Source organism: uncultured Dysosmobacter sp. (assembly GCF_947631635.1).
Classification (GTDB): domain Bacteria; phylum Bacillota; class Clostridia; order Oscillospirales; family Oscillospiraceae; genus Oscillibacter.
Window position 1 is genome coordinate 49,205 of sequence record NZ_CANRMB010000015.1, and the last position, 22,655, is coordinate 71,859.

Sequence of the window (22,655 nt, forward strand, 5' to 3'; positions counted from 1 at the left end):
GTGCATAAAATATGCCAAAAGAGGCCGCCCGATCCGGGCGGCCTCTTTTGAAATGGTCCGATTTCAGGGTATCATTTCCCGCAGGGTCTCCATGAGCTTCTCCCCGTCATGGATGGGGTAGCACAGACCGTTGCCCCTGTAGGCCACATAGAACGGTTTTCCGTTTCGGGCCGCCTCGCCGTTGGACAGGAAGATGTGCAGGACGCCGTGATGGTCGCTGGTCACCAGCTGGATCGTCCCATCAAAGCCCTCGATCTTGGGGAATGGCCGCGGCACCGCGCTGCGGGAATACTGGGCCGCCAGGTCCTGCACCGCATCCAGATCCACCTGCTCCGTCACATCTCTCAAACTGCCGTCCTCGCCGCGGCACTCCACATAGCCGATGGGATATCCGTCGTGCACAATGGCCCGGGGCACCGCGCAGTACACTGCGGCGGCGGCCAGGACCGCCGCCAATATGATAAGTCTTTTCTTCTTCATGATACCTCTCTCAGCTCCGCCTGCACGGCGGTCCATACTGCCTCACCGCCCTGGCTTCCCCAAAAACACTGGATACCGGCGCTTTCCCCGCTTTTTATCCATCGCACTATATGCCCGTGTAAAAGTCCAGAAAAGCACCGCTTTCGCGGTGCTTTTCTAGCTTTTGAGGCTCAATAAAATTCCCTGATATAGTTTTCCACATCCTGCCGGGTGCCCATAAAGGGGCCGGGGGTCTCCATCTTCAGGGAGACCAGGGCAGTGGCAGTCTGGAGGGCGGTGGGGATGTCCTTGGTCAGGCGCTCGTTGATGTACCCCGCGAAGGTGGTGTCGCCCCGTCCGGTGCGGCCGGACATGTTCCGGGACCTGATGGGGCAGGTGTAGATCTCCCTGCCGTCATACACCAGGACCTCGGTGTTGTGGGTGATGAGGATCTCCTTGGCGCCCCAGTCATACATCATCTTGGCGGCGGCCACCCGGTCACTGGTGCCGGTGAGGATCTCCGCCTCGGCGGCGTCGGTCTTTAAGAAGCGGATGTAGGGCAGCATCTCCTTCTTGGCCGCCCAATCGTGATACACCATACCGCCGTTCTCCACGCAGCGCAGCATGGTCTGCACATCGATGGCCACCATGGCGTGCTCCGCGGCGAAGGGGATCATCTCATCGGTGATATCGCCGCCCACCAGGCCCGCCAGATGCCAGATCTTGGCGTCGATCTCGGGGACCTCGCTGGTCTTATAGGGTTCGATGACGCTGTCCACCGTGGAGGTGCGGCGCTCCCGGTCCGGGGTGTGGTATACGTTCTTGGTCACAAAGGAGGTGGCGCTGTGCAGGGGGAACACGGTGACGTTGGGGGCGTCCGCGAACGCGGCCGCCATGTCGATCTTGGTGGTGTCCGCCTTGGGCAGCACCGCGATCCTGTGGCCCATGTTGGCGGCGGCAAACCCGGAGTAGTACACTGCGCCGCCCACGGCCCGGACCGTGGTGCCGTCGTAGTCCACATTGGTGTCCTGGGCGACTTCGCCGATGATCAAAGAATCAAACTGCTGGCTCATGATTACTTGCCTTCCTTTCGCATTTCCGCGTCAGCCGCCAGGATGTCCGCAAAGTCCGGGCACCACGGCTGGAACTGCCATGTTTCGATCATATGCTTCAAAGCAAACGAATCCTTCACCCGCTCCGGCAGGACAATGCCCGCGCGGGCCTCGTCCCCATCCCGGTGGGTGTCGGAGCCGGCGGTGCGGTAGAACTCCGGATGGCGGCGGCACATGGCCAGGGCCTGGTCATTGTGGTTGGGGTGGCGGGGGTTGTTGTTGATGATCTCAGAGCCGTGGACGGCGGTCTCCTGCACCGGGGCGCTGCCCTCCCGGAAGGGATGGGCGTGGATGATGAGGACCTCGTCGTGGAACTTGTCGAAAAACTCCTGGGCGCTCAGGCAGCAGGCATAGGGATGGCTGCGGAGCCACTGCTCGTCGATGCCGTAGACCAGATAGTCGTTGTCGTTCTCCGGGAACCGGAACTCCGCGCCCAGGATCACGTCCAGCCCCACCTCGTCGCCCCGCTTTTTGGAGGCGTGGTAGCCGCTCAGATAGTGGTCCATCACATGGTCCCAGTTGTGGTCCACATCAATGCGGGAGAGGTATTCCGGGTGGAGGTGGTCTGTGACCACCAGGCCGGAAAAGCCCTTGCGCACATAGCGGTCCACCACGTTGGCCGCGTACAGGTGCCCGCATCGGCTGGTCTCCGCGGTGTGGGTGTGCGGATCGTACAAATAACCGTTCATGATGCAATCTCTTCCTTTTCACAGCACAGCCCGGCGAAACGCCGGGCTTGCCAATTTATGCTTCTTTTAGTCCGGCTCCCGGCAGGTGCCGCGCTTGATGAGGCTGGGCAGCAGGATCTGATGTACATAGCCCTGGGTCCCGTTTTCGATCTTGTCCCGCAGCATGTCCACCGCCTGGAGCGCCATATCCCGCTTGGGCTGTTCGATGGTGGTCAGGTCGATGCGGGGCAGGCCTGTGGAGGGGATATTGTCGAAGCCGATCAGACTCAGGCGGCCGGGGACGTCGATGCGCATCTCGTCCGCCGCCTTCAGAATACCCAGCGCGTTGGAGTCCGTGGAGGCGAAGATGGCGGAGTAATCGATGGGCTGGGAGAACAGGTCCTTCGCCAGCTGATAGCCGTTGTTGATGGAGGAGCGGGAAAACTCACTGTTGAAAAACCGCTGCTGGAGGCCCAGCTCCTGGCAGGCCTTCATATAGCCCTCCGCGCGGAGCTGGTGGGTCGTGGAGTGGCGGCGGCCGAAATACAGGATGTCCCGGTGTCCCAGCTCATAGAGGTATTTCGTGCCAATATAGGTGCCCCGGCTGTTGTCCACAGTCACGTAGCTCTGGGGCTGGTCCCGCAGGTTTTCGCCCAAAAATACCGTGGGCACCTGGTCGGTATAGGCCCGGATATTCTCATAGGTCCTGGAGCTCTGGGGCACGATCAGAATGCCGTCCACCTGGCGGCCCAGCAGCAGCTTGACCACTGTCTTCTCCTGCTTCAGATCCGGACCGGAGTTGCACAGCATGATATTGTATCCGTGGGCCCGGGCGCTCATCTCCGCGTAGTAGGCCAGCTCCGACATGAACTGGTTTTCAATGGAGGGCACCACCAGGCCGATCAGGTCCGTCTTTTTCATCACCATGGAACGGGCCACATAATTGGTCGTGTAGCCCATCTCGTCGCACAGCTTGATGATGCGCTCCCGGGTCTCGCTGCCGATCTGGGGACTGCCAGACAGCGCCCGTGAAACCGTTGCATAGGAAACGCCTGCCGCCTTGGCAACATCCTTTAAAGTTACACTTTTCATCTCATATCGTCCTTCCCACGCCGTGGAAAATCGTAAACGTTTCCGCCTTATTTGAAGCAGCCGGCGGCCATAGAGGCCCCTACCAGCTGTTCACTAAAAGCATATATGATTTTCCCTGCAATGTCAATGACAATCTGCTTTTTTTCAGTTTTTGGGCAGAAAAACGAAAAAGTCCTTCACTCTTCGGCATTTGGGATATTGACAAAGGACCCCCTCTTATTTAGAATAAAAACTATGAAAGGTCGCAAACGTTTACGATCCTTGTTGAGAGAGGCTGCCCCGCCGGAGCCCCCGCGCGTCCGGCAGAACGCGCCTCCTCTTTCAGAAGGGAGGGACACCTATGATCCGCGCTGTCCTGTTCGATGTCGGCGGTACGCTCCATGCGGTCCATCCGGATGAGGCTCTGGCCGGCAAGTTCTCCCAGCGCCTGCTGAACCGTCTGGCGGAGAGCGGCATCGTGCTTCCCATCGACGCCGCTTCCCTGACGCCGCTGCTCCACGCGAACGCGGAGGCCTATAAGCACTGGTCCGAGGAGCACCGGACGGAACTGCCCAATATCCGGATCTGGAATGAATTTTATCTCAAGGACTTCCATGTCGGCGAGGCCCGCCTTGCCCCGCTGGCGGAGGAGCTCTCGGTCCTCTATGACGCCGTGCGGGTGCGCAACGTGCCCCGTCCGCACATGCGGGAGACCATTCAGACTCTTCATGAGATGGGCATGGTCCAGGGCGTCATCAGCAACATCATCTCCACCACCTTTGTTCCCCGCCTGCTGGAGAACTACGACATCGCACAATACATGTCCTGCGTCGTGCTCTCCTCTGTCACCGGCATCCGCAAGCCTGACGCCCGCATCTTTGAACTGGCCGCCGCCCAATGCGGCGTTCCCTGCGGGGAGATGGCCTATGTGGGCGACACCCTGTCCCGGGACGTTCTGGGCTGCCGGAATGCCGGGATCGCCCTCAGCATCCAGATCCGCAACCCATCCATCGCCCACCGAGACGCCGCCTTTATCGGCACCGGCCTGGCGCCGGATGCGGCCATCGACGATTTGAGCGAGATCCCCGCGGTCATCCGCAGTTACAATACACCGGCATAGCTTTTGTTATCATCTGACATTTTTATTATATAAGGAGGACACCATTATGACCCCCGATATCAAGACGATCTTCTTTGACGTTGGCAACACCCTGCGCGTGGTGGTAAAGGACCAGGCGTTCATCGACAAAGCCGAGGCCGACCTGATGGAGCTGATCCAGACCAAGGAGAACCACGACGAGCTGTTCGCCAAGCTGGAGGAGCGCTGGAAGGCTTACCGCAAGATGTCCAAGACCACCCTGCTGGACGCCTCCGAAGGCGAGCTGTGGACCCAGTACATGCTGCCCGACTATGAGCCCAACCTGATCTTTGCCAACGCCGCCCGCCTGACCCGCCTGTGGCGCGACCATGACGGCCGCCGCGTGGCCCGTCCCGACGCTGTGACCACCCTGAAGGAGCTGTGCGCCCGGGGCTATACCCTGGGCATCATCGCCAACACCGTCACCGAGACCGAGATCCCCGACTGGATGGCCGCCGACGGCGTGGCCCAGTGCTTCAAGACCACCATTCTCTCCTCCAAGGTCCGCCTGCGCAAGCCCGATCCCGACATCTATCATCTGGCCTGCCGCTGCATCGGCACCCCCGAGGCCAACTGCGCCTACGTAGGCGACAACCCGGTCCGCGACGTGGAGGGCACCCAGGCCGCGGGCTTCGGCATGATGATCCGCATCGACGAGCCGGACACGCTGAACATGGAGCATGCCACCGGCAAGGAGTTCACCCCTGACCACGTCATCACCGCCCTGTCCGAGCTGCTGGACATCTTCCCCGCCCGGAACGCCTGAGCCCAAGGTGGTCATTGAGGAAAGGAGAATGTCCCATGGATAAAAACAAGCAGTACAAAGCCGTATTTTTTGATCTGGGCGGCACGCTGCGCATCGCCCTGATGGATGAGCCCTACATGAAGCACGCCCGCCGGAAAATGGCGGAGATCGCAGGCACCGACCTGCCCTATGAGGCGTTTTACCAGCTGGTGGAGGAGCGCTATGAGCCATACCGCAAGTGGGCGCTGGGCGAGAACAAGGAGTCCGGCGACGAGGAGCTGTGGTGCAAGTGGCTGCTGCCCGACTATGACCAGGCCCGCATCAAGCAGGTCTGCCATGAGCTGAGCTTCCAGTACCGGCAGACCAAGGGCCGCCGCGTCGTCGTGGACGGCGGCGTGGAGGTCATCAAGGGCCTCCGCCAGCGCGGCTACAAGCTGGGCATCATCTCCAACCTGATCGGCGAGAACGAGGTCCCCGACTGGCTGGAGGAGGACGGCCTGGACCAGTACTTCGACTCCGTCATCCTCTCCTCCGTCTGCCATCTGCGCAAGCCCTGCGCCGAGATCTACCAGCTCGCCTGCGCCGACCTGGGCGTGGCCCCCGAGGACTGCGTGTCCGTGGCCGACAATGTGAAGCGGGACCTGGCCGGTGCCATTGAGGCCGGGATCGGCGCCAACATCCTCTTTGAATCCCCTGAAAAGAAGCATCCGGTGGTGTTCACCGAGGAAAACCGCCCTGACGCGGTCATTCAGGACTTCCGTCAGATCCTGGACCTGCTTCCATAAATCAAATTTGCAGGACGTCCGGGGGATCCCCTGGGCGCGTCCTGCGTTCTGGAGGTCATGCATATGAATACCGATATCCAATACATTTTCCTGGACCTGGGCGGCACCTTCCGCGTCATCGACGAGGACCCCGCCTATCTGGCCGCCGCCAAGACGAAGATCGCCGAGCTGTGCGGTGTGAAGAGCGGCGATCCCTGCAAGTGGTTCGACGAGGTCATCGACAAGCGCTATGACAAATACCGGGAGTGGGCGCTGAAGTTCATGTGTGAGGCGCCGGAGGAGGTCCTGTGGACCCGCTGGCTGGCCTTTGACTGTGACCGGGAGCTGATCTTGAAGAACGCCGCCGAGCTGACCTATCAGTACCGCCAGACCAAGGGCCGCCGCACCGTGGTGACCGGCGGTGCCGAAACGGTCAAGGAGCTGTGCGCCCGGGGCTACACCCTGGGTATCATCAGCGACCTTGTCGGCAGACGGGAGGTGGACGAGTGGCTGGACAACGACGGCCTGCGCCCCTATTTCCAGACGGTCCAGCAGTCCTCCATCACCTATGTCCGCAAGCCCGGCCCCGCCATCTATTACTACGCGCTGGATGAGGTGGGCGCCCAGGCGGAGAACTGCTGCTATGTGGGCGACAATCTGAACCGCGACATCGTGGGCGCCAAGGCCTGTGCCTTCGGCATGACCGTGGCGGTGCAGTACAACAAAAACAAGCCCCTGAAGCTCACGGAGGAGAACATGCCGGACGCCAAGATCTACGAGTTCCCCCAGCTGCTGGATATCTTCCCGGCCCGGGGACAGGTGGCCGTCGACAAGCTGATCGCCCCCGCTGACGGGCAGTAACATTCCCATTCCTGACGGCATCTATTTCATTCCTAATTTCTCATTCTTACAGGGAGGTATTTTCTATGTCTGATAGTAAGCGCGGCGGTGCCCAGCTGGCGGAAGCCGTGAAAAAAGCATATGAACAGGGCCTGGACGATTACCATCTGGAGCCGATGCTCCTGGTGGAGGACGGAAAGCCCGTAGGCAAGATCGCCGATGGCGACGCCGCCGTTTTCTGCTGCCGCCGGGGCGAGCGCGAGATCGAGCTGACCGAGATGTTCACCGAAGAGGGCTTTGACAAGGTGGAGCGCCGGAAGGTCAATGACCTGGACTTTGTCATCATGACCATGTACCACGACAAGTTCAAGGACCTGCCCATCGCCTTCGCTCCCTCCCATGTGGTGAAGCCCCTGGCCCAGGTGCTGAGCGAGGCCGGCAAGACCCAGTTCCACTGCGCCGAATCCGAGAAGTTCGCCCATGTGACCTTCTTCTTCAACGGCGGCGAGAACAATCCCTTTCCCGGCGAGGACGACCTGTGCGTCCCCTCCCCCAAGGGCATCGACTTCGACCAGAAGCCCGAGCTGTCCCTGCCCACTGTGGCGGAGAAGGTGATGGACGCCTTGGGCAAGTATGATTTTGTGGTCACCAACTTCGCCAACGGCGACGTCATCGGCCACACCCAGAATACCGCCGCCAAGATCGAAGCCTGCGGCCATGTGAGCCGCTATCTGGACGTGGTGGTCCACGACGCCCTGTCCAAGGGCTATGTGGTGGCCATCACCGCCGACCACGGCAACATCGAAAAGCTGTACACCGCCGCCGGAAAGCCCGACGGTGCCCACACCACCAACCTGGTGCCCTTCATCATGATCGATCCCGCCAGCAACAGCCCCATCTCCCTGCGGGACGGCTCTCTGGGCGACGTGGCTCCCACGGTGCTGGATGTCATGGGCATTCCCCAGCCCGCCGAGATGGACGGCAAGTCCCTGGCTGAGGGCAGAAACTGGGGCAAGGACCGCAGGATGCTGCTGATCATCTGCGACGGCTGGGGCCTGGGCACCGGCGATGAGGGCGACGCCATCCACATCGCGGACACCCCCTACTGGGATTCCCTGCTGGCGGAGCAGTCCTGGTCCAAGCTCCACGCCTCCGGCGAGTTCGTGGGTCTGGGGTCCGGCAAGGCCGGCAACTCCGAGGCGGGCCACTCCAACCTGGGCGCCGGCCGCTGCGTGATGCAGGACGACGTCCGTCTGGACGCCGCCGTGAAGGACGGCAGCTTCAAGAAGAACCCCATCTTCCTGGAGGCCATCGAGCACGCCAAGAAAAACGGCGGTGCCCTGCACCTGCTGGCCTACCTGACCTACAAATCCTCCCACGGCTGCATCGACTATCCCCTGAATATCTGCGAGATGGCGAAGGAAGCCGGTCTGGAACAGGTGTATTTCCACATCATCTTCGACGGCCGCTCCACTGAGCCAGGCTCCGCCCCCGCCATGCTGGCCGAGCTGGACGGGAAACTGGACGCCATCGGCCTGGGCCGCATTGTGGACGGTGTCGGCCGCGGCGTGGCGCTGGACCGCGACAAGAACTATGACAAGGTGAAGCGCGCCTACGACGCCATGGTGGACGGCGTGGGCATTCAGTATGAATAATCGCGCCACAGTGAGGTTGCAGCTATGATACAAGTCGGCATCATCGGGGCCGGCCGGATCGGCCGGGTCCATATCCAGGGGATCCTGTCCGGGGTTCCCAACGCCCATATCCGCGGTATCGCTGCCCCGCATATCACTGACGAGATCAAAACACTGGCCCGCAGCGCGGGCACGGAGATCCTCACCCAGGATTTCCGCGTCCTGCTGCGGGATTCCCGCATTGACGCGGTCTTGATCTGCTCCCCCACCAGCACCCATGCGGATATCTCCGTGGAGGCCCTTCAGGCGGGAAAACATGTATTTTGTGAAAAACCCGTGGATCTGGGGCTTGTTAAAATCCAAACTGTCATTGACGCGGCGGCAGTATCTGGAGTAAAATATCAAGTGGGATTCAACCGCCGGTTCGACCACAACTATCAGGCCCTTCACCGGGCCGTCTCCTCCGGGCAGGTGGGACAGGTCCAGATGGTCAAGATCTGTTCCCGGGATTCCGAGCCGCCCACGCCCAAATTCATCCCCTCCTCCGGCGGGCTGTTTTTGGACATGACGGTCCACGACCTGGATATGGTGCGGTTTCTCTCCGGCAGCGAGGTGGAGGAGGTCTATGCCGCGGGCAGCGTTCTGGTGGATGAGGCCATCGGCCGGGCCGGTGATGTGGACACCGCCGCCGTCATGCTGCGGCTGGAGAGCGGCGCCCTGGCCCTCATCGATAATTCCCGCCGCGCCGTCTATGGCTATGACCAGCGGGCCGAGGTCTTCGGCTCTCTCGGCTGTGTTTCCATCGACAACGATACCCCTTCCACCGCCGTGCTCTCCACGGCTGGCGGCGTTATATCCGAAAAACCGCACTGGTTCTTTTTAGAGCGCTATCTACCCGCCTTTCAAGAGGAAGTGCGGCAATTTATTGACGCGGTGGCAAACGATTACCCTGTTCCCGTGGGCGCCGAAGACGCCCGAAAAGCCACACTTTTGGCAATGGCCTGCACCCGCTCCGCCAGGGAGCGGCGGCCCGTCCGCATGGACGAGTTTCAAACGATGTGATTTTGCGCTCCGCCCGCTTTACGGCGGCTCTGCGCTTAATTAAAAATGGAAAGGAAGACACACCCATGAACGAGAAGAATTGTAAAGTTCTGGCGGCCGAGATCCGGCTGGAGACCCTGAAGGTCATCCACTCCCGGGGTTTCGGTCATGTGGGCGGCTCCATGGACCTGGCCGATCTGATGGCTGTCCTGTACGGCGAAGTCATGAAGTTCGACCCCAAGAATCCCCGCTGGGAGGACCGCGATTGGCTGGTCCTGTCCAAGGGTCACGCAGGCCCCGTGGCTTACGCCACCTATGGCCTGATGGGCTTCTATCCCATGGAGGACGCTTATACACTGAACCAGCCGGGCACCAAGTTCCCCAGCCACACCGACCGCAAACTGACTCCCGGCGTTGACCTGACCACCGGCTCTCTGGGCCAGGGCACCTCCACTGCCACCGGTGCCGCCCTGGGCAACAAGATCGACGGCCGTGACAGCCACGTGTTCTGCGTGGTGGGCGACGGCGAGGCCGACGAGGGCCAGGTCTGGGAGGCATTCCACTTTGCCTACGCCCACAAGCTGGATAACCTGATCTTCTTCATCGATAAGAACGGCTACCAGCTGGACGGCCCCACGGACGACATCCTGGCCCACGGCGACATTGCCAAGAAGGCCGAGGCCTTTGGCCTGTACACCCAGGAGATCGACGGCCATGATGTGACCGCCATCTACAACGCCATCCAGAACGCCTACGCCAAGAAGGACGTGCCCAGCTGCATCGTGCTGGACACCTGCAAGGGCAAGGGCGCGACCTTTGCCGAGCCGAAGCACGACCACTCCTCTCAGCCCAATGAAGAGCAGTGGGCCGAGGCCATCGCCGCGGCTGAAAAGGCTCTGGAAGAAGTCAAAAACGCTTAAAGGAGGGTGAAGAGCCATGAATGTGAAATTGATTGGTGAGCACAAGAAAGATTCCCGCGCCTGCCGCGACGGTCTCGCTCTGACCCTGAACGAGATGATGGCGGAGGACAAGTCCATCTGCTATGTGGACTGCGACCTGATGGGCTGCATCAATACGAAGATGCTGCGAAAGAACTATCCCGACCGGGCCTTTGAGGCCGGCATCGCCGAGGGCAACGCCGCCGGCGTGGCCGCCGGTCTCGCCGCCACCGGCAAGACCGTGTTCTTCCACTCCTTCGGCACCTTCTCCTCCCGCCGCTGCTATGACCAGATCTACATGTCCGCCGCTTATGCCGGCCTGACTGTCCATGTCCTGGCCTCCGACGCCGGCGTCACCGCCGCGTTCAACGGCGGCACCCACATGCCCCTGGAGGACGCCGGCATGTACCTGAGCATTCCCGAGACCACCGTGCTGGACCCCGCCGACTATGACCAGCTGGCCAGCATCACCCGCCAGCTCCCCTCCATCAAGAAGGGCGTGACCTTCACCCGGTTCGTCCGCAAGGGCATCATCCAGGTCTACGGCGAGGGCAGCGAATTTGAGATCGGCAAGGGCGTGGTCCTCCACGAGAGCGACAAGGACGTGGCCACCATCATCACCTCCGGCATCATGGTGGACGAGTCCCTGAAGGCCTATGAGGCCCTCCAGGCCGAGGGCATTTCCGTCCGGGTCATCGACATGTTCACCTGGAAGCCTCTGGACGAGGAGCTGGTCGTCAAGGCCGCCAAGGAGACCGGCGCCATCGTCACCGCCGAGAACCACAACGTCACCTGCGGCCTGGGCAGCGTGGTTGCCAACTGCTTGGCCAGGAACTGCCCCACCGTCCAGGAGTTCGTGGGCGTGCAGGATCAGTTCGGCCAGGTGGGTCCCCAGGACTACCTGATGGATGTGTACGGCCTGCGTGCCGCCAACATCGTCGCCGCCGTGAAGAAGGCCGTTTCCCGGAAATAATGCTCCGGCCCAGCCCGTTCCCCCCGACGGCCGCGGGCAGACGCGGAGGACCCGGGGACGGGCGGGCACAGAGACCCGCCCCTACGCGCCGCACAACAGATCATAAAAATTTTTTTAAGGAGACTGATTCATTATGGTGAAACAAATGGATGCTTTTTCCGCCTCTCTGATGGCTGATAAGCGCGAGATCATCTTCGCCCCCACGGTGTACAAGTTCCAGACCTTCGCCCAGATGGCGGAGGAGTTCAAGCTGAACGAGCGGGACGTGGTCCTGACCAACGAGTTCATCTACAAGCCCTTCATGGAAGAACTGGGCCTGAAGTGCCAGTTCGTCTTCCAGGAGAAGTTCGGCGCCGGCGAGCCCTCCGAGGCCATGATCCAGACCATGTACGACGCCATTCCCTACGACAGCTATGACCGTGTCATCGCCGTGGGCGGCGGCGCCATCATGGACCTGGGCAAGCTGCTGGGCTGCCAGCGGCCCGACACTGTGCACAACCTGTACTTCAAGCGCTTCCCCGTGGTGCATGAGAAGGACGTTATCGCCATCCCCACCACCTGCGGCACCGGCAGCGAGTGCACCAACATCTCCGTCGCCATCGTCAAGGACGAAAAGGACGGGGTCCTCACCGGCGGCGAGACCAAGCTGGGCCTGGTGTCCGACGACATCATCCCCAACAAGGTCTGCCTGATCCCCGACCTGCTGCGCACCCTGCCCTATAAGCCCTTCGCCTGCTCCGCCATCGACGCCCTGGTGCACGCCACCGAGTCCTTCCTGAGCCCCCACCGCAAGACTACTACCTCCGAGCTGTTCAGTGAGAAGGCCATGGACATGATCCTGAAGGGCTTCAAGCTGCTGGACGAGAAGGGCCAGGACGCCCGGTTCGAGTACATGGACCAGTTCGTCACCGCCTCCTTCTACGCCGGTATCGCCTTCCTGAAGGCCGGCTGCGGCCCTGTCCACGGCATGAGCTTCCCCCTGGGCGGCACCTATCACGTGCCCCACGGCGAGAGCAACTACATGCTGTTCGGCGCCATCATGGACTACTATGATGAGAAGAACCCCGACGGTGAGATCATGCGCTTCAAGGAGCTGGTGGCCGGTATCCTGGGCTGCGAGGCCAAGGACGCCATCCCCGAGATGAACGCCCTGCTGCAGCGCATCCTGCCCCTGCGCCCCCTGCGGGACTGCGGCTTCACCGAGGCCGATTTCAAGGCCTTCCCCCAGTCCGTGGAGGCCAACCAGCAGCGCCTGATGACCAACGCCTACTATCCCTTCGATCTGGAGTCCGAAGAGGCCATCTACCGCAAGTGCTTCTGATCCCTGCATGAAAAACGCGCCGACAGCCGTCGGCGCGCTTTTTTCATTTTTATTCTCGGCACAGTTGAAAGGACTCCAAAAGAGTCTTTTCCATGCAGCGCTGCTGTGCGGCGCTGCAGACCGCGTATGCGGTCCTCTGTGCCTGACTTCATAGGAAACGCATGCGCGCTTTGTGCGCCGGCGGACCAGCGTTCCGCCGGTTGAAAAGGAGCTTATACTCCTTTTCAACTGCGTTGACTATATCAGAGTTCGGGGCCAGACATCCGGGGCGGACACGCCTCATACAGCTTCTGTCCCTTCCAAAAGGCCGTCAACAGCATAACGATGCCAACCAGCCCCGCCAGCAGCCCCAGCAGTGCCAGTCCGGACAGCAGCCATACGCACACATAACTCACCGCCTGAGCCATCGCCATCACGACCCAGGCCCGTTTCATGGCGGCGCTGTTCAGGTCCGCGGCCCGCTGCTCCTCCATATCCTGGATCGCCTGGATCAGCACCCAGCAGATATACAGGCCTACCAAAACCGCCAGCAGTCCCAGCAGGGCGCCGATCATGCCGCTGCCGCCGCTGATGCCCAGCAAATTGCCAAGCCATAAAACAGCCGTGTAGACGCCCATGCCCACCGCGAAGGGCCGGACGCTCCGGAACAGGCCGCTCTCCCCGTCCAGCTCCTTTGCCCCCTGGTACAGCAGATAATAGCACACAAAGGGCGGCAGCAGGTTCAGCGTATGCCGGTTTACGCTCAAGTTGAAGTTCAGGAACACAAAGAAAAGGCCCCAAAACAATTTCTTCATGGTTCTTCCTCCCTGACCTTATCCGCGTACCGTTTTCCATATTTCAGCACCAGCACGCCCGCCACGATCTTTGCCACGGCATACAGCGCCGGGATCAACAGAAAGGTCCCCACGCCCTGTCCAACAACACTCATCTCCATGCTCCTTTCACCATATCCGCATAAATCCCAGCACACCGAGGCCCATCAGCAAAATGCCCGCCAGGTCCAGCACGCCCCAGGCAATCAGGACCCATCCCAAAAGATATCCCCTGGTCTTGGCCAGATATCCCAGCTTATCGATCCAGTCCCGCTGGGGCGCCGTCTGCCGAGGCCGCTCCGTCCGCTGCTTCTCCTGCATTCCCTGATCCGTCCGCAGTAAATAGTCGGTGGTAACGCCAAATAAATCCGCCAGGGCCACTACCTTCTCCGTCTCCGGCATGGTCTCGTCCCGCTCCCAGCGGCTGACGGCCTGTCGGCTGACGTCCAGCTTTTCCGCCAGGGCGTCCTGGCTCATGCCCGCTTTCTGACGCAGACCCTGTAGTTTTTCTCCAAATGTCATGGGCTCTCTCCTTTGCGTTTGATGGTTTTATAATCAAATCACTTGAAACGTGATCAATTCACTTTTCAAGCGTCACAGCACATGTGCGCTGTGGCAGGCCGCGGACCGCGGCCTTGATTTGCATTTCATCGTCAATCCCTGTGCACTTTACGCACAGCGGGCATCGCCCGCTTGAAAAATACCATGCGTTTTTTCAAGTGAATGGACTATATAGCCGGCACAGTTGAAAGGAACCCAAGGGATCCTCTGCAACCGGGCTGACTATATCATACCAAATCAGCCGCCCAACGTCCAGCAACCCAGTATGGAACTTTCGCAATCTCAGGTTGCGGCCCCTGTTTTCCGGGAAATGCGTGAAAAAGGCGGCTCATTGAGCCGCCCTTTCAAGATCTCCGCAAAATTCCCATTTCCAAGGCATGGACCGCCTCCACCGGCGGCATGTTCTCATGCTCCACCGCGTAACACAGCGCCCGGTAAGCCATCCGGTCAGCTCCCGCCTCCACAATGGCACGCTCCAGTATCTCGGCTGAAAATCCCAGGGATTCCAGCCGCCGCATATATGGTGTGATATCCATGCGCTCACCGCCTCTTCAGGCATAGTATACCCGTTTCCGGCGAAAAGTGCTGTCAAAAAAACGTTAAAATCCTGTTAAACCGCCTATGCCTCCGGGATCGCCAGGTCCACGACGGCGAGTCCCCGGCGCATGGCATACTCCACCGTATACCGGGTGCCCCCGGCTGAGCCGTCAAAGGCGGCGATCAGCAAAGATGCGTGGTCCACCATATAGCGGTCCCGCCGCTGCATACAGTACGGCGTGTACCGCTGGGAGACCATCGTCTCAAAGTCGCAGGCCTCCACCAGCGTCCGGTACCGCTCCCGCTGTGAGGCGGGCCAGGCATCCGCCTGGGTGGGGCATGGGATGGCGGCCTCCACCGTCACATCCGGTTGCCGTGTCCGCAGGGCAAGCACGCACTCGCAGAAATAGAGGTCACAGCCCTGGGCCATGCCGCAGAGGAAATGGCGGTAGCCCTCCTCATAGGCCGTCTCCACCGCGTCCGCTATCCGCTGTTTCAGCCGCAGACAGCGGTTGTCCGTCTCATCGTACCGCCAGGGCAGTTTGGTGGGACGGTGCCCGGTGAAACAGCAGGTCTCCCGACTTGCCCGCATCATGCCGCCTCCTCTCCTCTGATGTCGCAGGTCCAGTATAGAACATCTGTTTGTATTTGTAAAGTCCCCACCGCTATAAAAATGAGCGGTCCAGTGGGCCGCCCGCAGGTCTGCTGGTCCCCGGAAATATCCACAGCGGCGGAGACCTCATGCAGAAGCCAGATGCCGGCGCTCTATTTTCCTTTCCAATCTGGCTGCAATGCCACAGCCCACCGTGGGATCATTGCGGAACCGGGCAGTCTCAACATGAAACTGCCCGGCAAATTCACGGTTATATTATTGCTGCATCTTTTTCGCCATATCTTTCCAATAGTTCTTCAGCATGGTAAGAATCGCTTTTGCATCCTCTATTTCCGACTTTTGGTCATACGCTTTCATTTCACTAAAAGTCCCGGATTCACTTACGATTCCAAGATACCATTTACCGAACAGGGATGTTTTAAATTTGAATATCATACAGCTTATGCCATCTTCATCTTCAAATTTGTTCGTATATTCTACTTTATTAGGCTTATGTCCCAATTCATGCGGATCGGATAACCAATTTTCCAACTCCGCCATGGCGCTTTTTATTTCTTCATTCATTGCAATTTCCTCCGCAGATTCAGGGTGATCATGTTCATTTTATGGTTATACTATCATAAGTCCCCGCCGCCTGCAACCATGCAGGAAGAATTTTAAAATTAGGGGTTGCATTTCCCACCGTCCTGTCGTATACTGTCCATAGAAAACAACTGAATCCTTTGTCTTCAGGGCGGGGTGCAATTCCCCACTGGCGGTAAAGTCCGCGACCGGATATCGCAAGATATCCGCTGACCCGGTGAAACTCCGGGACCAACAGTATAGTCTGGATGGAAGAAGATGAGTACGGCAGGAGCCGTGCGCTGTTTGCGCACTCTTTTGTTGTTTGTTCACCTTGGAGAAGTCAAAGCGTCCAGGGTGTTTTCAAACAAAACAAAGGAGTGTATTTTTATGTCCGATCCCCATGTCAACGCCATCAACACCCATGCCCAGCCCCGCATGAACGTCAAGACCGTCACCACCCTTGCTATGCTCACCGCTGTGGCCTATGTGGTCATGGTGCTGAGCAAGATGCTGCCCAGTGTCAACGGCTTCCTGGATTTCGATTTCAAGGATGTGGTCATCTGCATCGGCGGCTTCACCTTCGGCCCCATGGCGGCCTTCATCCTCTCCACGGTGGTAGCGGTGGTGGAGATGTTCACCATCAGCCACACCGGCATCATCGGCTGCATCATGAATGTGCTGGCTACCTGCTCCTTCTGCTGCACCGCCTCTTTCGTCTATAAGAAGATCCACACCAAGAAGGGCGCCGTCCTCGGCCTCGCCCTGGGCGTGGCCGCGCTGACCGCTGTGATGCTGCTGTGGAACTACCTCATCACCCCCATCTACCAGGGCTTCCCCCGGGAAGTCGTCGCGGCCATGCTGGTCCCGGTGTTCCTGCCCTTCAATCTGGCCAAGGGCGGCATGAACATGGCGGTGACGCTGCTGCTCTATAAGCCGGTGGTCACAGCCCTGCGGAAGGCCCGGTTGGTGCCGGAGTCTCAGGCTCCCCAGAAAGCCGCCAGCGGTTCCGGTGTGGTTCTTAACGGCATTCCGGCAGACGCCGTGAACGACCGGAAGCTGAACGCCGGCTTCCTGGTGTTCTCCCTGGCCCTGCTGGCGACCTTTGTGACGCTGGCCCTGGTGCTGATGGGCATCATCTGATTTTTAGCCGTTTACTCCAGAACGGAGGACACGAGATCATCGTGTCCTCCGTTCCATTTTTTATCTGTGCGCCGCTGCGGCTATCTGGAAACCGTTCCCCTCTTTTCAACGGCGAACAGATGTGCTATAATCAAATAACTTGAAAAGTGGTAAAACCACTTTTCAAGTGTCACAGCGCATGTGCGCTGTGACAGGCCGTGGGATGCGGCCTTGATTTGGATTTCATAGTCAATGACTGCGCACTTTGCGCGCAGCGGGCATAGCCCGCTTGAAAAATCGCTTGCGATTTTCAAGTTAATTGACTATATCATATGGATATCTGACAGAGAGGAGGCCGCCTATGGACCGCATCATTCTCCACTGTGATCTGAACTGCTTCTATGCCTCGGTGGAGCTGCTGAGCCACCCGGACCTGCGGGATGTCCCCATGGCGGTCTGCGGCGACCCCACCTCCCGCCACGGCATCATCCTGGCCAAGAACGAACCCGCGAAAAAATACGGTGTACAGACTGCGGAGACCATCTGGCAGGCCAAGAAAAAGTGCCCGGACCTGGTGCTGCTGCCGCCCCATCACGCCCTGTACCGGGAGTACTCCCGAAAGGTCAACGCCATCTATGACGAATACACAGACCTGGTGGAGCCCTTCGGCATCGACGAGAGCTGGCTGGATATCACCCACACCATCCACCTCTTCGGCGGCGATCCCAAGGCCCTGGCGGACGCCCTGCGGGAGCGGATGAAGCGGGAGCTGGGACTGACGCTCTCCGTGGGCATCAGCTTCAACAAGGTCTTTGCCAAGCTGGGCAGCGACTATAAAAAGCCCGACGCCACCACGGTCATTTCCCGGGAAAACTGGCAGGAGATCGTGTGGCCGCTGCCAGTGGGAACCCTTCTGTATGTGGGCGGCGCGGCCCAAAGGCTCTTAAAGCAGTATGGCGTGGAAACCATCGGCCAGCTGGCGGCCTGCAAGCCTGAAATGCTGGAATCCCTGATGGGAAAGCTGGGGTCCCAGCTGTATGAATATGCCAACGGCCTCAGCCAGGAGCCGGTACGCTCCCGGTATGACGCGGAACCTGTCAAATCCGTGGGCAACGGCACCACGTTCCCCAAAAACCTGAAGACACGTGCTGAGGTCCAGTCCGGCATCGCCATGCTGGCGGACTCTGTTGCCACCCGGCTGCGGCACTATGGCCTGTATGCCAGCGGCATCCAGGTCACGATCCGGGACCCGGAGTTCCGGGACCGCTCCCGCCAGCAGCAATTGGCTGTTCCCACCCATCTGATCCGGGACCTGACAGACCACGCCATGGCCCTGGTCGATCAGCTGTGGCGGCCGCCGTCTCCGATCCGGGCGCTGACCGTCACCGCCATCCATCTTGTCCAGGACGATCAGGCCTATGAACAGGTGGACCTGTTCACCGCAGCGGCAGCCCCCAAAAAAGAAAAACAGGAAAAGCTGGAGGCCGCCATGGACCGCATCCGCGGCAAATACGGCACTGGCGCCATTATCTTCGGCGCCGCCCAGCCTGAAAAAGAGGAGGACCCATTGCCATGACCAAACAGGAAGAAAAGCAGCAGCTCCGCCGGATCATCCGCGGCCTGGAGTCCCAGCTCTCAGACCAGTACCGGCTGAAGGCCGACCGCTCCATCGCCGCCCATCTGCTGGCAATGCCCGAGTACCAAGCTGCGGAGTCCGTATTCTGTTTTGTGAGCACTGCCCGGGAGATCGACACCCGTCCCATTCTGGAAGACGCCCTGTCCGCGGGGAAAAAGCTCGCTGTTCCCCTGTGCACAGGAGACGGTATGATGGAGCTTCGGTGCATCACCTCTCTGGCACAGCTCTCCCCCGGTTTCCATGGCATTTTGGAACCTGTCCCGGATAGTCCCTCTGTGTCTCCTGACACCGTGGACTTCGCCATCCTGCCCTGTCTGACCTGCAATCACCTGGGCCAGCGTCTGGGCCGCGGAGGCGGCTATTACGACCGCTTTTTGGCGCACTACCGGGGCGGCACCGTCCTTCTGTGCCGGGAGCTGCTGATCCGGGAGGAGATCCCCCTGGAGTCCCATGACCATCCTGTCCCCTGGGTCCTGACGGAAAAGGGGCTGTATGAGGACGGAACGCCGGCCAGACTGTGACTGTCGGACATGCCCACCAACAGATGTCGCTCTTGCAAAAATGCTTCCATTCCCGTACAATAGATCTTGTCGAAAATAATTAAAGGAGGATCTTGCCATGATCCAGCAGACAATGGACTATATCTCTCAATTTGATCCCGAAGTCGGTGCCTCCATTCAGGAGGAGTTCGCCCGGGAACGCCGCAACATCGAGTTGATCGCCTCTGAAAATATCGTCAGCAAAGCCGTGATGCTGGCAATGGGGACCTGCCTGACCAATAAATACGCCGAGGGCTATCCCGGAAAGCGTTACTACGGCGGCTGCTATGCCGTGGACGTCACTGAGGAGATCGCCCGCAAGCGGGCCTGCCAGCTGTTCGGCTGCAAGCACGCCAATGTCCAGCCCCACTCCGGTGCCAATGCCAACCTGGCGGTTTTCTTTGCCCTGGCCAAGCCCGGCGACACCGTCCTGGGCATGGACCTGGCCCATGGCGGCCACCTGTCCCACGGCAGCCCGGTCAATATATCGGGTAAGTATTTCAATATTGTGTCCTACGGTCTCCATGATGAGACGGAGACCATCGACTACGACGCCCTGATGGAGACCGCCAAGGCCTGCCGTCCCAAGCTGATCGTGGCCGGTGCCTCCGCCTATCCCCGTATCATCGACTTCGCCAAATTCCGGGAGGTCGCCGATGCCGTGGGCGCCTATCTGATGGTGGATATGGCCCACATTGCCGGTCTGGTGGCCGCCGGCGTCCACCCCTCCCCCATTCCCTACGCCGATGTGGTGACCACCACCACTCACAAGACCCTGCGGGGTCCCAGGGGCGGCCTGATCCTGTGCAATGACGATGAGATCTTTAAGAAGATCAACTCCGCCATTTTCCCCGGTACCCAGGGCGGCCCTCTGGAGCATATCATCGCCGCGAAGGCAGTCTGCTTTGGCGAAGCGCTGAAACCCGAATTCAAGGCTTACGGTGAGCAGATCGTCAAGAACGCCAAGGTCCTTGCGGAGGAATTGGTCAAGCAGGGCTTCCGCCTGGTGTCCGGCGGCACGGATAACCACCTGATGCTGGTGGATGTCCGGAACTTCCACATCACCGGCAAGGAGTTTGAGCACCGGCTGGACGAGGTCCAGATCACTGTCAACAAAAACGCCATCCCCAACGATCCGGAGAAACCCTTCATCACCAGCGGCATCCGGGTGGGCACCCCCGCCGTCACCACCCGTGGCTTCCGGGAGCCTGAGATGGTAAAGATCGCCCAGTGGATGGGCATGGTTGCCCGGGACTTCGAGGGCACGGCCCAGCAGGTCCGTGAGGAAGTCAACGCCCTCTGCCGGCAATTTCCCATTTACGAATAAATACAAGGGAGGCGCGGCTATCAAGCCGCGCCTCCTCTTTTCATATTCTTTGATAGGTGCAAAGCAGCACGCCATTTTCCTCCCTGCTTGCAATCAGCCGCAGGGCGTGAGGCTTTCCCTTTGGAAAGAGGCGGAGCCCGCTGCCCAGAAGCAGCGGCATTATGGAAAGCCGGTATTCGTCGATCAAATCCGCCTCCAGCAGCTGTCCCACGATATCCGCACCTCCGCAGATCCAGATATCCCCGCCGGGCTGTCGGCGCAGACGCTTGACCAGCGGCACAGCAGGGCCGTTTACAAACCGGATCGTCTCTTGGTCCGGCAATGTCCGGTGTGTCACCACATAGGCCGTCATTCCCTCATAGACCCACTGTCCCGGGGAGAGTTCCTCTGTCACCTGCCGGTAGGTGCGTCCGCCCATGACTACGGTGTCGACAGATGCCGCAAAATCCGCATATCCGTAGTCCCCCTGGTAGTCCGGGTCTGTCCCGCCCAGCCAGTCCACGCCTCCGGCATCATCCGCGATATATCCGTCTAAACTCACAGCGATATATACGATCACCTTTCGCATACGCGCCTCCGTTAAATTGGGATCCCAAAGCCCAGCCACAGGATGTTCCTGACCGCACAGTTTGCCAAAAACAGCCCCACCAGCATGGCAGGCCAGCGCTGGTCATAGCGCAGCACCCAACCACGCCGCCCCCGAAAGCGCCAAATCGTCTGGGATACCAGATAAACACCCCCCAGGCCCGCGGTCACCGGCACGGCCGGATGAAAATAAAGCGCCCGCAGAAGGTGCCCGTGCGCCAAGGCTGTCACTGCCCGCGTGCCTCCGCAGCCTGGACAGTATACCCGCCAATGTGTCCATATCCAGCAGCCGCTGACCGCAGGCGCGCCCAGGCCGTATTTCCAGAACAGGAATGCCGCCCCCAGTGCCGACAGCAGCAGCCAGGCCGCCGGATATGCCTCCCGGTCTGTCATCGGTTTTCCCGCCATACACCCTCCAAAAAACGGAGACCGCGCAGTGCGCGGCCCCCGCTGTCTCACTTCAGCAGTTTGATGCGTCCCAGCAGGGGAACTTCCTTTTCCTCGCCATTGATAGCGGAAATAAGTCCCATCACAGCACAGATAAAGCAGAAGATCCCCCAGACCCATCCCACACATGGGATCACGCCCAAAAGTCCCGCCAGCCAGATGACCAGCGCCTGATTCAGATGGAATTTGGCGCCCTCTCGGTCTCCCAGCACCAGCGCAAGGACCAATCCGATCCAGGTAATATACGCAACGATCCCTGTTGTTTTAGAATCCATAAAAGTACCTCTTTCTTCAGCATTCTGTGGTTTTGTAATAGGATACCACGTTCTTCTCCAAAATACAAGCTATATAAGCGGGTTGACCATAAGCCCGGCGTTTTAAAAAGCCTTCCTTGCTTTGGCTTGTTTGATATGATATGATTCGTTCAACAAAATCCAATTCATGGAGGCAAATGTGGAAAGTACTGCTTTAGAATTTGACTGTATTGGTATGGAAGACGGAGGCAAGATCCCAATCGAACATACAGGCCGTGGGCAAAATATATCACCGGAGTTTGTAATCCTAAACCTATCGCCTGAAGCGAAAACACTTGCTGTCACACTGGAAGACTTGACCCATCCTATCAAAAATTTTACGCATTGGCTCATTTGGAATATCCCCGCTGCGGATAGAATAACAAGTGGGATCAAACCTGGGAAAAATGTACCTGCACTAAAAAACGCTCGTCAAGGTATTGGATATGGTTTGCACCGATACGCAGGTCCCAAACCACCCAAAGGAAAAACGCATACCTACCGTTTTACTCTTTATTCATTAGACTCTGAAATTTCTTTACGTGCAAATTGCAGAAAAAAGGACTTTTTGAAAAAGGCAGAAAACCATATTCTTCAAATTGGTTATATCATAGGAGAATTTGAGTAATATAAAATCCCATTTTCGGCTGTTTGGGTTTGAAGAGCGCTCGATTTGTCTCTGTCTCTTTTTCCCGTTTTGGCGAAAGCCCTTGAAAATAGTTATGATCGCAAAAATCCAAACGACTCCCCCGTATAGGAGTTGTGCGGTTGGGGCATCAGCTTTTTGGGGTCGCTGGCGCTGCCGGTAGTTTCCGTAACCAATTAAAAAGAGGACGGCAATCAAAGATTGCCGTCCTCTTCGTGTTGGCGTTACCTATCTTCCCGGGCCGTCGCCAGCCAAGTATTGTGGGCAGAAAT

27 protein-coding genes and 1 riboswitch are annotated in these 22,655 nt (G+C 59.3%); of the genes, 14 read left to right on the forward strand and 13 right to left on the reverse strand.

From position 1 onward, the window contains the following. Nucleotides 1-63: 63 nt before the first annotated feature. The 4 genes from Q0Z71_RS09315 to Q0Z71_RS09330 all read right to left on the reverse strand — a co-directional run bounded on the left by Q0Z71_RS09315 (nucleotide 64) and on the right by Q0Z71_RS09330 (nucleotide 3,331). The gene (locus tag Q0Z71_RS09315; RefSeq protein ID WP_298021367.1) at nucleotides 64-480 is read right to left on the reverse strand and encodes a hypothetical protein; all 417 of its coding nucleotides are present in this window, start codon (nucleotides 478-480) and stop codon (nucleotides 64-66) included. Nucleotides 481-650: 170 nt separating this feature from the next. After that, complete coding sequence (locus Q0Z71_RS09320) at nucleotides 651-1,532, reverse strand: PfkB family carbohydrate kinase (protein WP_298021370.1); 882 nt, start codon at nucleotides 1,530-1,532, stop codon at nucleotides 651-653. A gap of 2 nt (nucleotides 1,533-1,534) precedes the next feature. Beyond that, nucleotides 1,535-2,260, reverse strand: coding sequence for a PHP domain-containing protein (locus Q0Z71_RS09325; RefSeq protein ID WP_298021373.1), 726 nt, complete (start codon nucleotides 2,258-2,260; stop codon nucleotides 1,535-1,537). A 66-nt stretch (nucleotides 2,261-2,326) separates the two neighbouring features. Beyond that, entirely contained in the window at nucleotides 2,327-3,331 is a 1,005-nt protein-coding gene (locus Q0Z71_RS09330) for a LacI family DNA-binding transcriptional regulator (RefSeq protein ID WP_298021375.1), read from the reverse strand. Between the two features lie 340 nt (nucleotides 3,332-3,671). On the opposite strand from Q0Z71_RS09330, the gene Q0Z71_RS09335 reads away from it, so the two are divergent. The 9 genes from Q0Z71_RS09335 (at nucleotide 3,672) to Q0Z71_RS09375 (ending at nucleotide 12,704) form a co-directional block, all read left to right on the forward strand. Then, on the forward strand, nucleotides 3,672-4,430 hold the full coding sequence (locus tag Q0Z71_RS09335) for an HAD family hydrolase (protein WP_298021378.1): 759 nt from the start codon (nucleotides 3,672-3,674) through the stop codon (nucleotides 4,428-4,430). A gap of 46 nt (nucleotides 4,431-4,476) precedes the next feature. After that, on the forward strand, nucleotides 4,477-5,214 hold the full coding sequence (locus Q0Z71_RS09340; RefSeq protein WP_298021381.1) for an HAD family hydrolase: 738 nt from the start codon (nucleotides 4,477-4,479) through the stop codon (nucleotides 5,212-5,214). 35 nt (nucleotides 5,215-5,249) lie between these two features. Then, nucleotides 5,250-5,978 (forward strand): HAD family hydrolase, encoded by a 729-nt coding sequence (locus tag Q0Z71_RS09345; protein ID WP_298021384.1) that lies wholly within the window; start codon nucleotides 5,250-5,252, stop codon nucleotides 5,976-5,978. A gap of 63 nt (nucleotides 5,979-6,041) precedes the next feature. Further along, nucleotides 6,042-6,818: an HAD family hydrolase gene (locus tag Q0Z71_RS09350; RefSeq protein WP_298021387.1), complete on the forward strand. Its 777-nt coding sequence runs from the start codon at nucleotides 6,042-6,044 to the stop codon at nucleotides 6,816-6,818. A gap of 65 nt (nucleotides 6,819-6,883) precedes the next feature. Next, a complete protein-coding gene (locus Q0Z71_RS09355) occupies nucleotides 6,884-8,452 on the forward strand; it encodes a phosphoglycerate mutase (2,3-diphosphoglycerate-independent) (protein WP_298021391.1) in 1,569 nt (522 codons plus the stop codon). A 24-nt stretch (nucleotides 8,453-8,476) separates the two neighbouring features. Continuing rightward, nucleotides 8,477-9,493: an inositol 2-dehydrogenase gene (gene iolG / locus Q0Z71_RS09360; protein ID WP_298021393.1), complete on the forward strand. Its 1,017-nt coding sequence runs from the start codon at nucleotides 8,477-8,479 to the stop codon at nucleotides 9,491-9,493. A gap of 65 nt (nucleotides 9,494-9,558) precedes the next feature. Further along, the gene (locus Q0Z71_RS09365) at nucleotides 9,559-10,392 is read left to right on the forward strand and encodes a transketolase (protein WP_298021395.1); all 834 of its coding nucleotides are present in this window, start codon (nucleotides 9,559-9,561) and stop codon (nucleotides 10,390-10,392) included. 16 nt (nucleotides 10,393-10,408) lie between these two features. After that, nucleotides 10,409-11,383 (forward strand): transketolase family protein, encoded by a 975-nt coding sequence (locus Q0Z71_RS09370; RefSeq protein WP_298021399.1) that lies wholly within the window; start codon nucleotides 10,409-10,411, stop codon nucleotides 11,381-11,383. A 133-nt stretch (nucleotides 11,384-11,516) separates the two neighbouring features. Then, the gene (locus Q0Z71_RS09375) at nucleotides 11,517-12,704 is read left to right on the forward strand and encodes a 4-hydroxybutyrate dehydrogenase (protein WP_298021403.1); all 1,188 of its coding nucleotides are present in this window, start codon (nucleotides 11,517-11,519) and stop codon (nucleotides 12,702-12,704) included. 242 nt (nucleotides 12,705-12,946) lie between these two features. On the opposite strand, the gene Q0Z71_RS09380 is transcribed toward Q0Z71_RS09375, so the two are convergent. The 6 genes from Q0Z71_RS09380 to Q0Z71_RS09405 form a co-directional block, all read right to left on the reverse strand. Further along, nucleotides 12,947-13,498: a hypothetical protein gene (locus Q0Z71_RS09380; RefSeq protein ID WP_298021406.1), complete on the reverse strand. Its 552-nt coding sequence runs from the start codon at nucleotides 13,496-13,498 to the stop codon at nucleotides 12,947-12,949. Next, nucleotides 13,495-13,632 (reverse strand): hypothetical protein, encoded by a 138-nt coding sequence (locus Q0Z71_RS09385; RefSeq protein WP_298021409.1) that lies wholly within the window; start codon nucleotides 13,630-13,632, stop codon nucleotides 13,495-13,497. The genes Q0Z71_RS09380 and Q0Z71_RS09385 overlap by 4 nt, the downstream gene beginning before the upstream one ends. Nucleotides 13,633-13,645: 13 nt before the next feature. Continuing rightward, nucleotides 13,646-14,038, reverse strand: coding sequence for a helix-turn-helix domain-containing protein (locus tag Q0Z71_RS09390; protein ID WP_298021413.1), 393 nt, complete (start codon nucleotides 14,036-14,038; stop codon nucleotides 13,646-13,648). A 383-nt stretch (nucleotides 14,039-14,421) separates the two neighbouring features. Beyond that, nucleotides 14,422-14,613: a hypothetical protein gene (locus tag Q0Z71_RS09395; RefSeq protein WP_298021416.1), complete on the reverse strand. Its 192-nt coding sequence runs from the start codon at nucleotides 14,611-14,613 to the stop codon at nucleotides 14,422-14,424. An 83-nt stretch (nucleotides 14,614-14,696) separates the two neighbouring features. Beyond that, a complete protein-coding gene (locus tag Q0Z71_RS09400) occupies nucleotides 14,697-15,206 on the reverse strand; it encodes an SLOG family protein (RefSeq protein WP_298021419.1) in 510 nt (169 codons plus the stop codon). Between the two features lie 276 nt (nucleotides 15,207-15,482). Further along, nucleotides 15,483-15,791, reverse strand: coding sequence for a hypothetical protein (locus Q0Z71_RS09405; RefSeq protein ID WP_298021423.1), 309 nt, complete (start codon nucleotides 15,789-15,791; stop codon nucleotides 15,483-15,485). 156 nt (nucleotides 15,792-15,947) lie between these two features. Then, nucleotides 15,948-16,073: riboswitch (FMN riboswitch) on the forward strand. A 105-nt stretch (nucleotides 16,074-16,178) separates the two neighbouring features. Between Q0Z71_RS09405 and Q0Z71_RS09410 the strand changes: the two genes are divergently transcribed. The 4 genes from Q0Z71_RS09410 (at nucleotide 16,179) to glyA (ending at nucleotide 20,412) form a co-directional block, all read left to right on the forward strand. Further along, a complete protein-coding gene (locus tag Q0Z71_RS09410; RefSeq protein WP_298021426.1) occupies nucleotides 16,179-16,931 on the forward strand; it encodes an ECF transporter S component in 753 nt (250 codons plus the stop codon). A gap of 340 nt (nucleotides 16,932-17,271) precedes the next feature. Next, entirely contained in the window at nucleotides 17,272-18,486 is a 1,215-nt protein-coding gene (gene dinB, locus Q0Z71_RS09415; RefSeq protein WP_298021429.1) for a DNA polymerase IV, read from the forward strand. Next, complete coding sequence (locus Q0Z71_RS09420; protein WP_298021432.1) at nucleotides 18,483-19,067, forward strand: 5-formyltetrahydrofolate cyclo-ligase; 585 nt, start codon at nucleotides 18,483-18,485, stop codon at nucleotides 19,065-19,067. Before dinB ends, Q0Z71_RS09420 begins: the two co-directional genes overlap by 4 nt. Nucleotides 19,068-19,164: 97 nt before the next feature. Further along, the gene (gene glyA / locus Q0Z71_RS09425) at nucleotides 19,165-20,412 is read left to right on the forward strand and encodes a serine hydroxymethyltransferase (RefSeq protein ID WP_298021435.1); all 1,248 of its coding nucleotides are present in this window, start codon (nucleotides 19,165-19,167) and stop codon (nucleotides 20,410-20,412) included. 40 nt (nucleotides 20,413-20,452) lie between these two features. Here glyA and Q0Z71_RS09430 read toward each other — a convergent pair whose 3' ends face one another. Genes Q0Z71_RS09430 through Q0Z71_RS09440 form a run of 3 tightly spaced genes read right to left on the reverse strand, consistent with a single transcriptional unit; the run spans nucleotide 20,453 to nucleotide 21,719 of the window. Beyond that, entirely contained in the window at nucleotides 20,453-20,980 is a 528-nt protein-coding gene (locus tag Q0Z71_RS09430; RefSeq protein ID WP_298021438.1) for a dihydrofolate reductase family protein, read from the reverse strand. Between the two features lie 11 nt (nucleotides 20,981-20,991). Then, nucleotides 20,992-21,405, reverse strand: coding sequence for a DUF2752 domain-containing protein (locus Q0Z71_RS09435; RefSeq protein ID WP_298021441.1), 414 nt, complete (start codon nucleotides 21,403-21,405; stop codon nucleotides 20,992-20,994). Nucleotides 21,406-21,452: 47 nt separating this feature from the next. Beyond that, the gene (locus tag Q0Z71_RS09440) at nucleotides 21,453-21,719 is read right to left on the reverse strand and encodes a hypothetical protein (protein ID WP_298021444.1); all 267 of its coding nucleotides are present in this window, start codon (nucleotides 21,717-21,719) and stop codon (nucleotides 21,453-21,455) included. Between the two features lie 178 nt (nucleotides 21,720-21,897). Between Q0Z71_RS09440 and Q0Z71_RS09445 the strand changes: the two genes are divergently transcribed. After that, nucleotides 21,898-22,365 (forward strand): YbhB/YbcL family Raf kinase inhibitor-like protein, encoded by a 468-nt coding sequence (locus Q0Z71_RS09445; protein ID WP_298021447.1) that lies wholly within the window; start codon nucleotides 21,898-21,900, stop codon nucleotides 22,363-22,365. The last annotated feature ends 290 nt before the right edge of the window (nucleotides 22,366-22,655 follow it).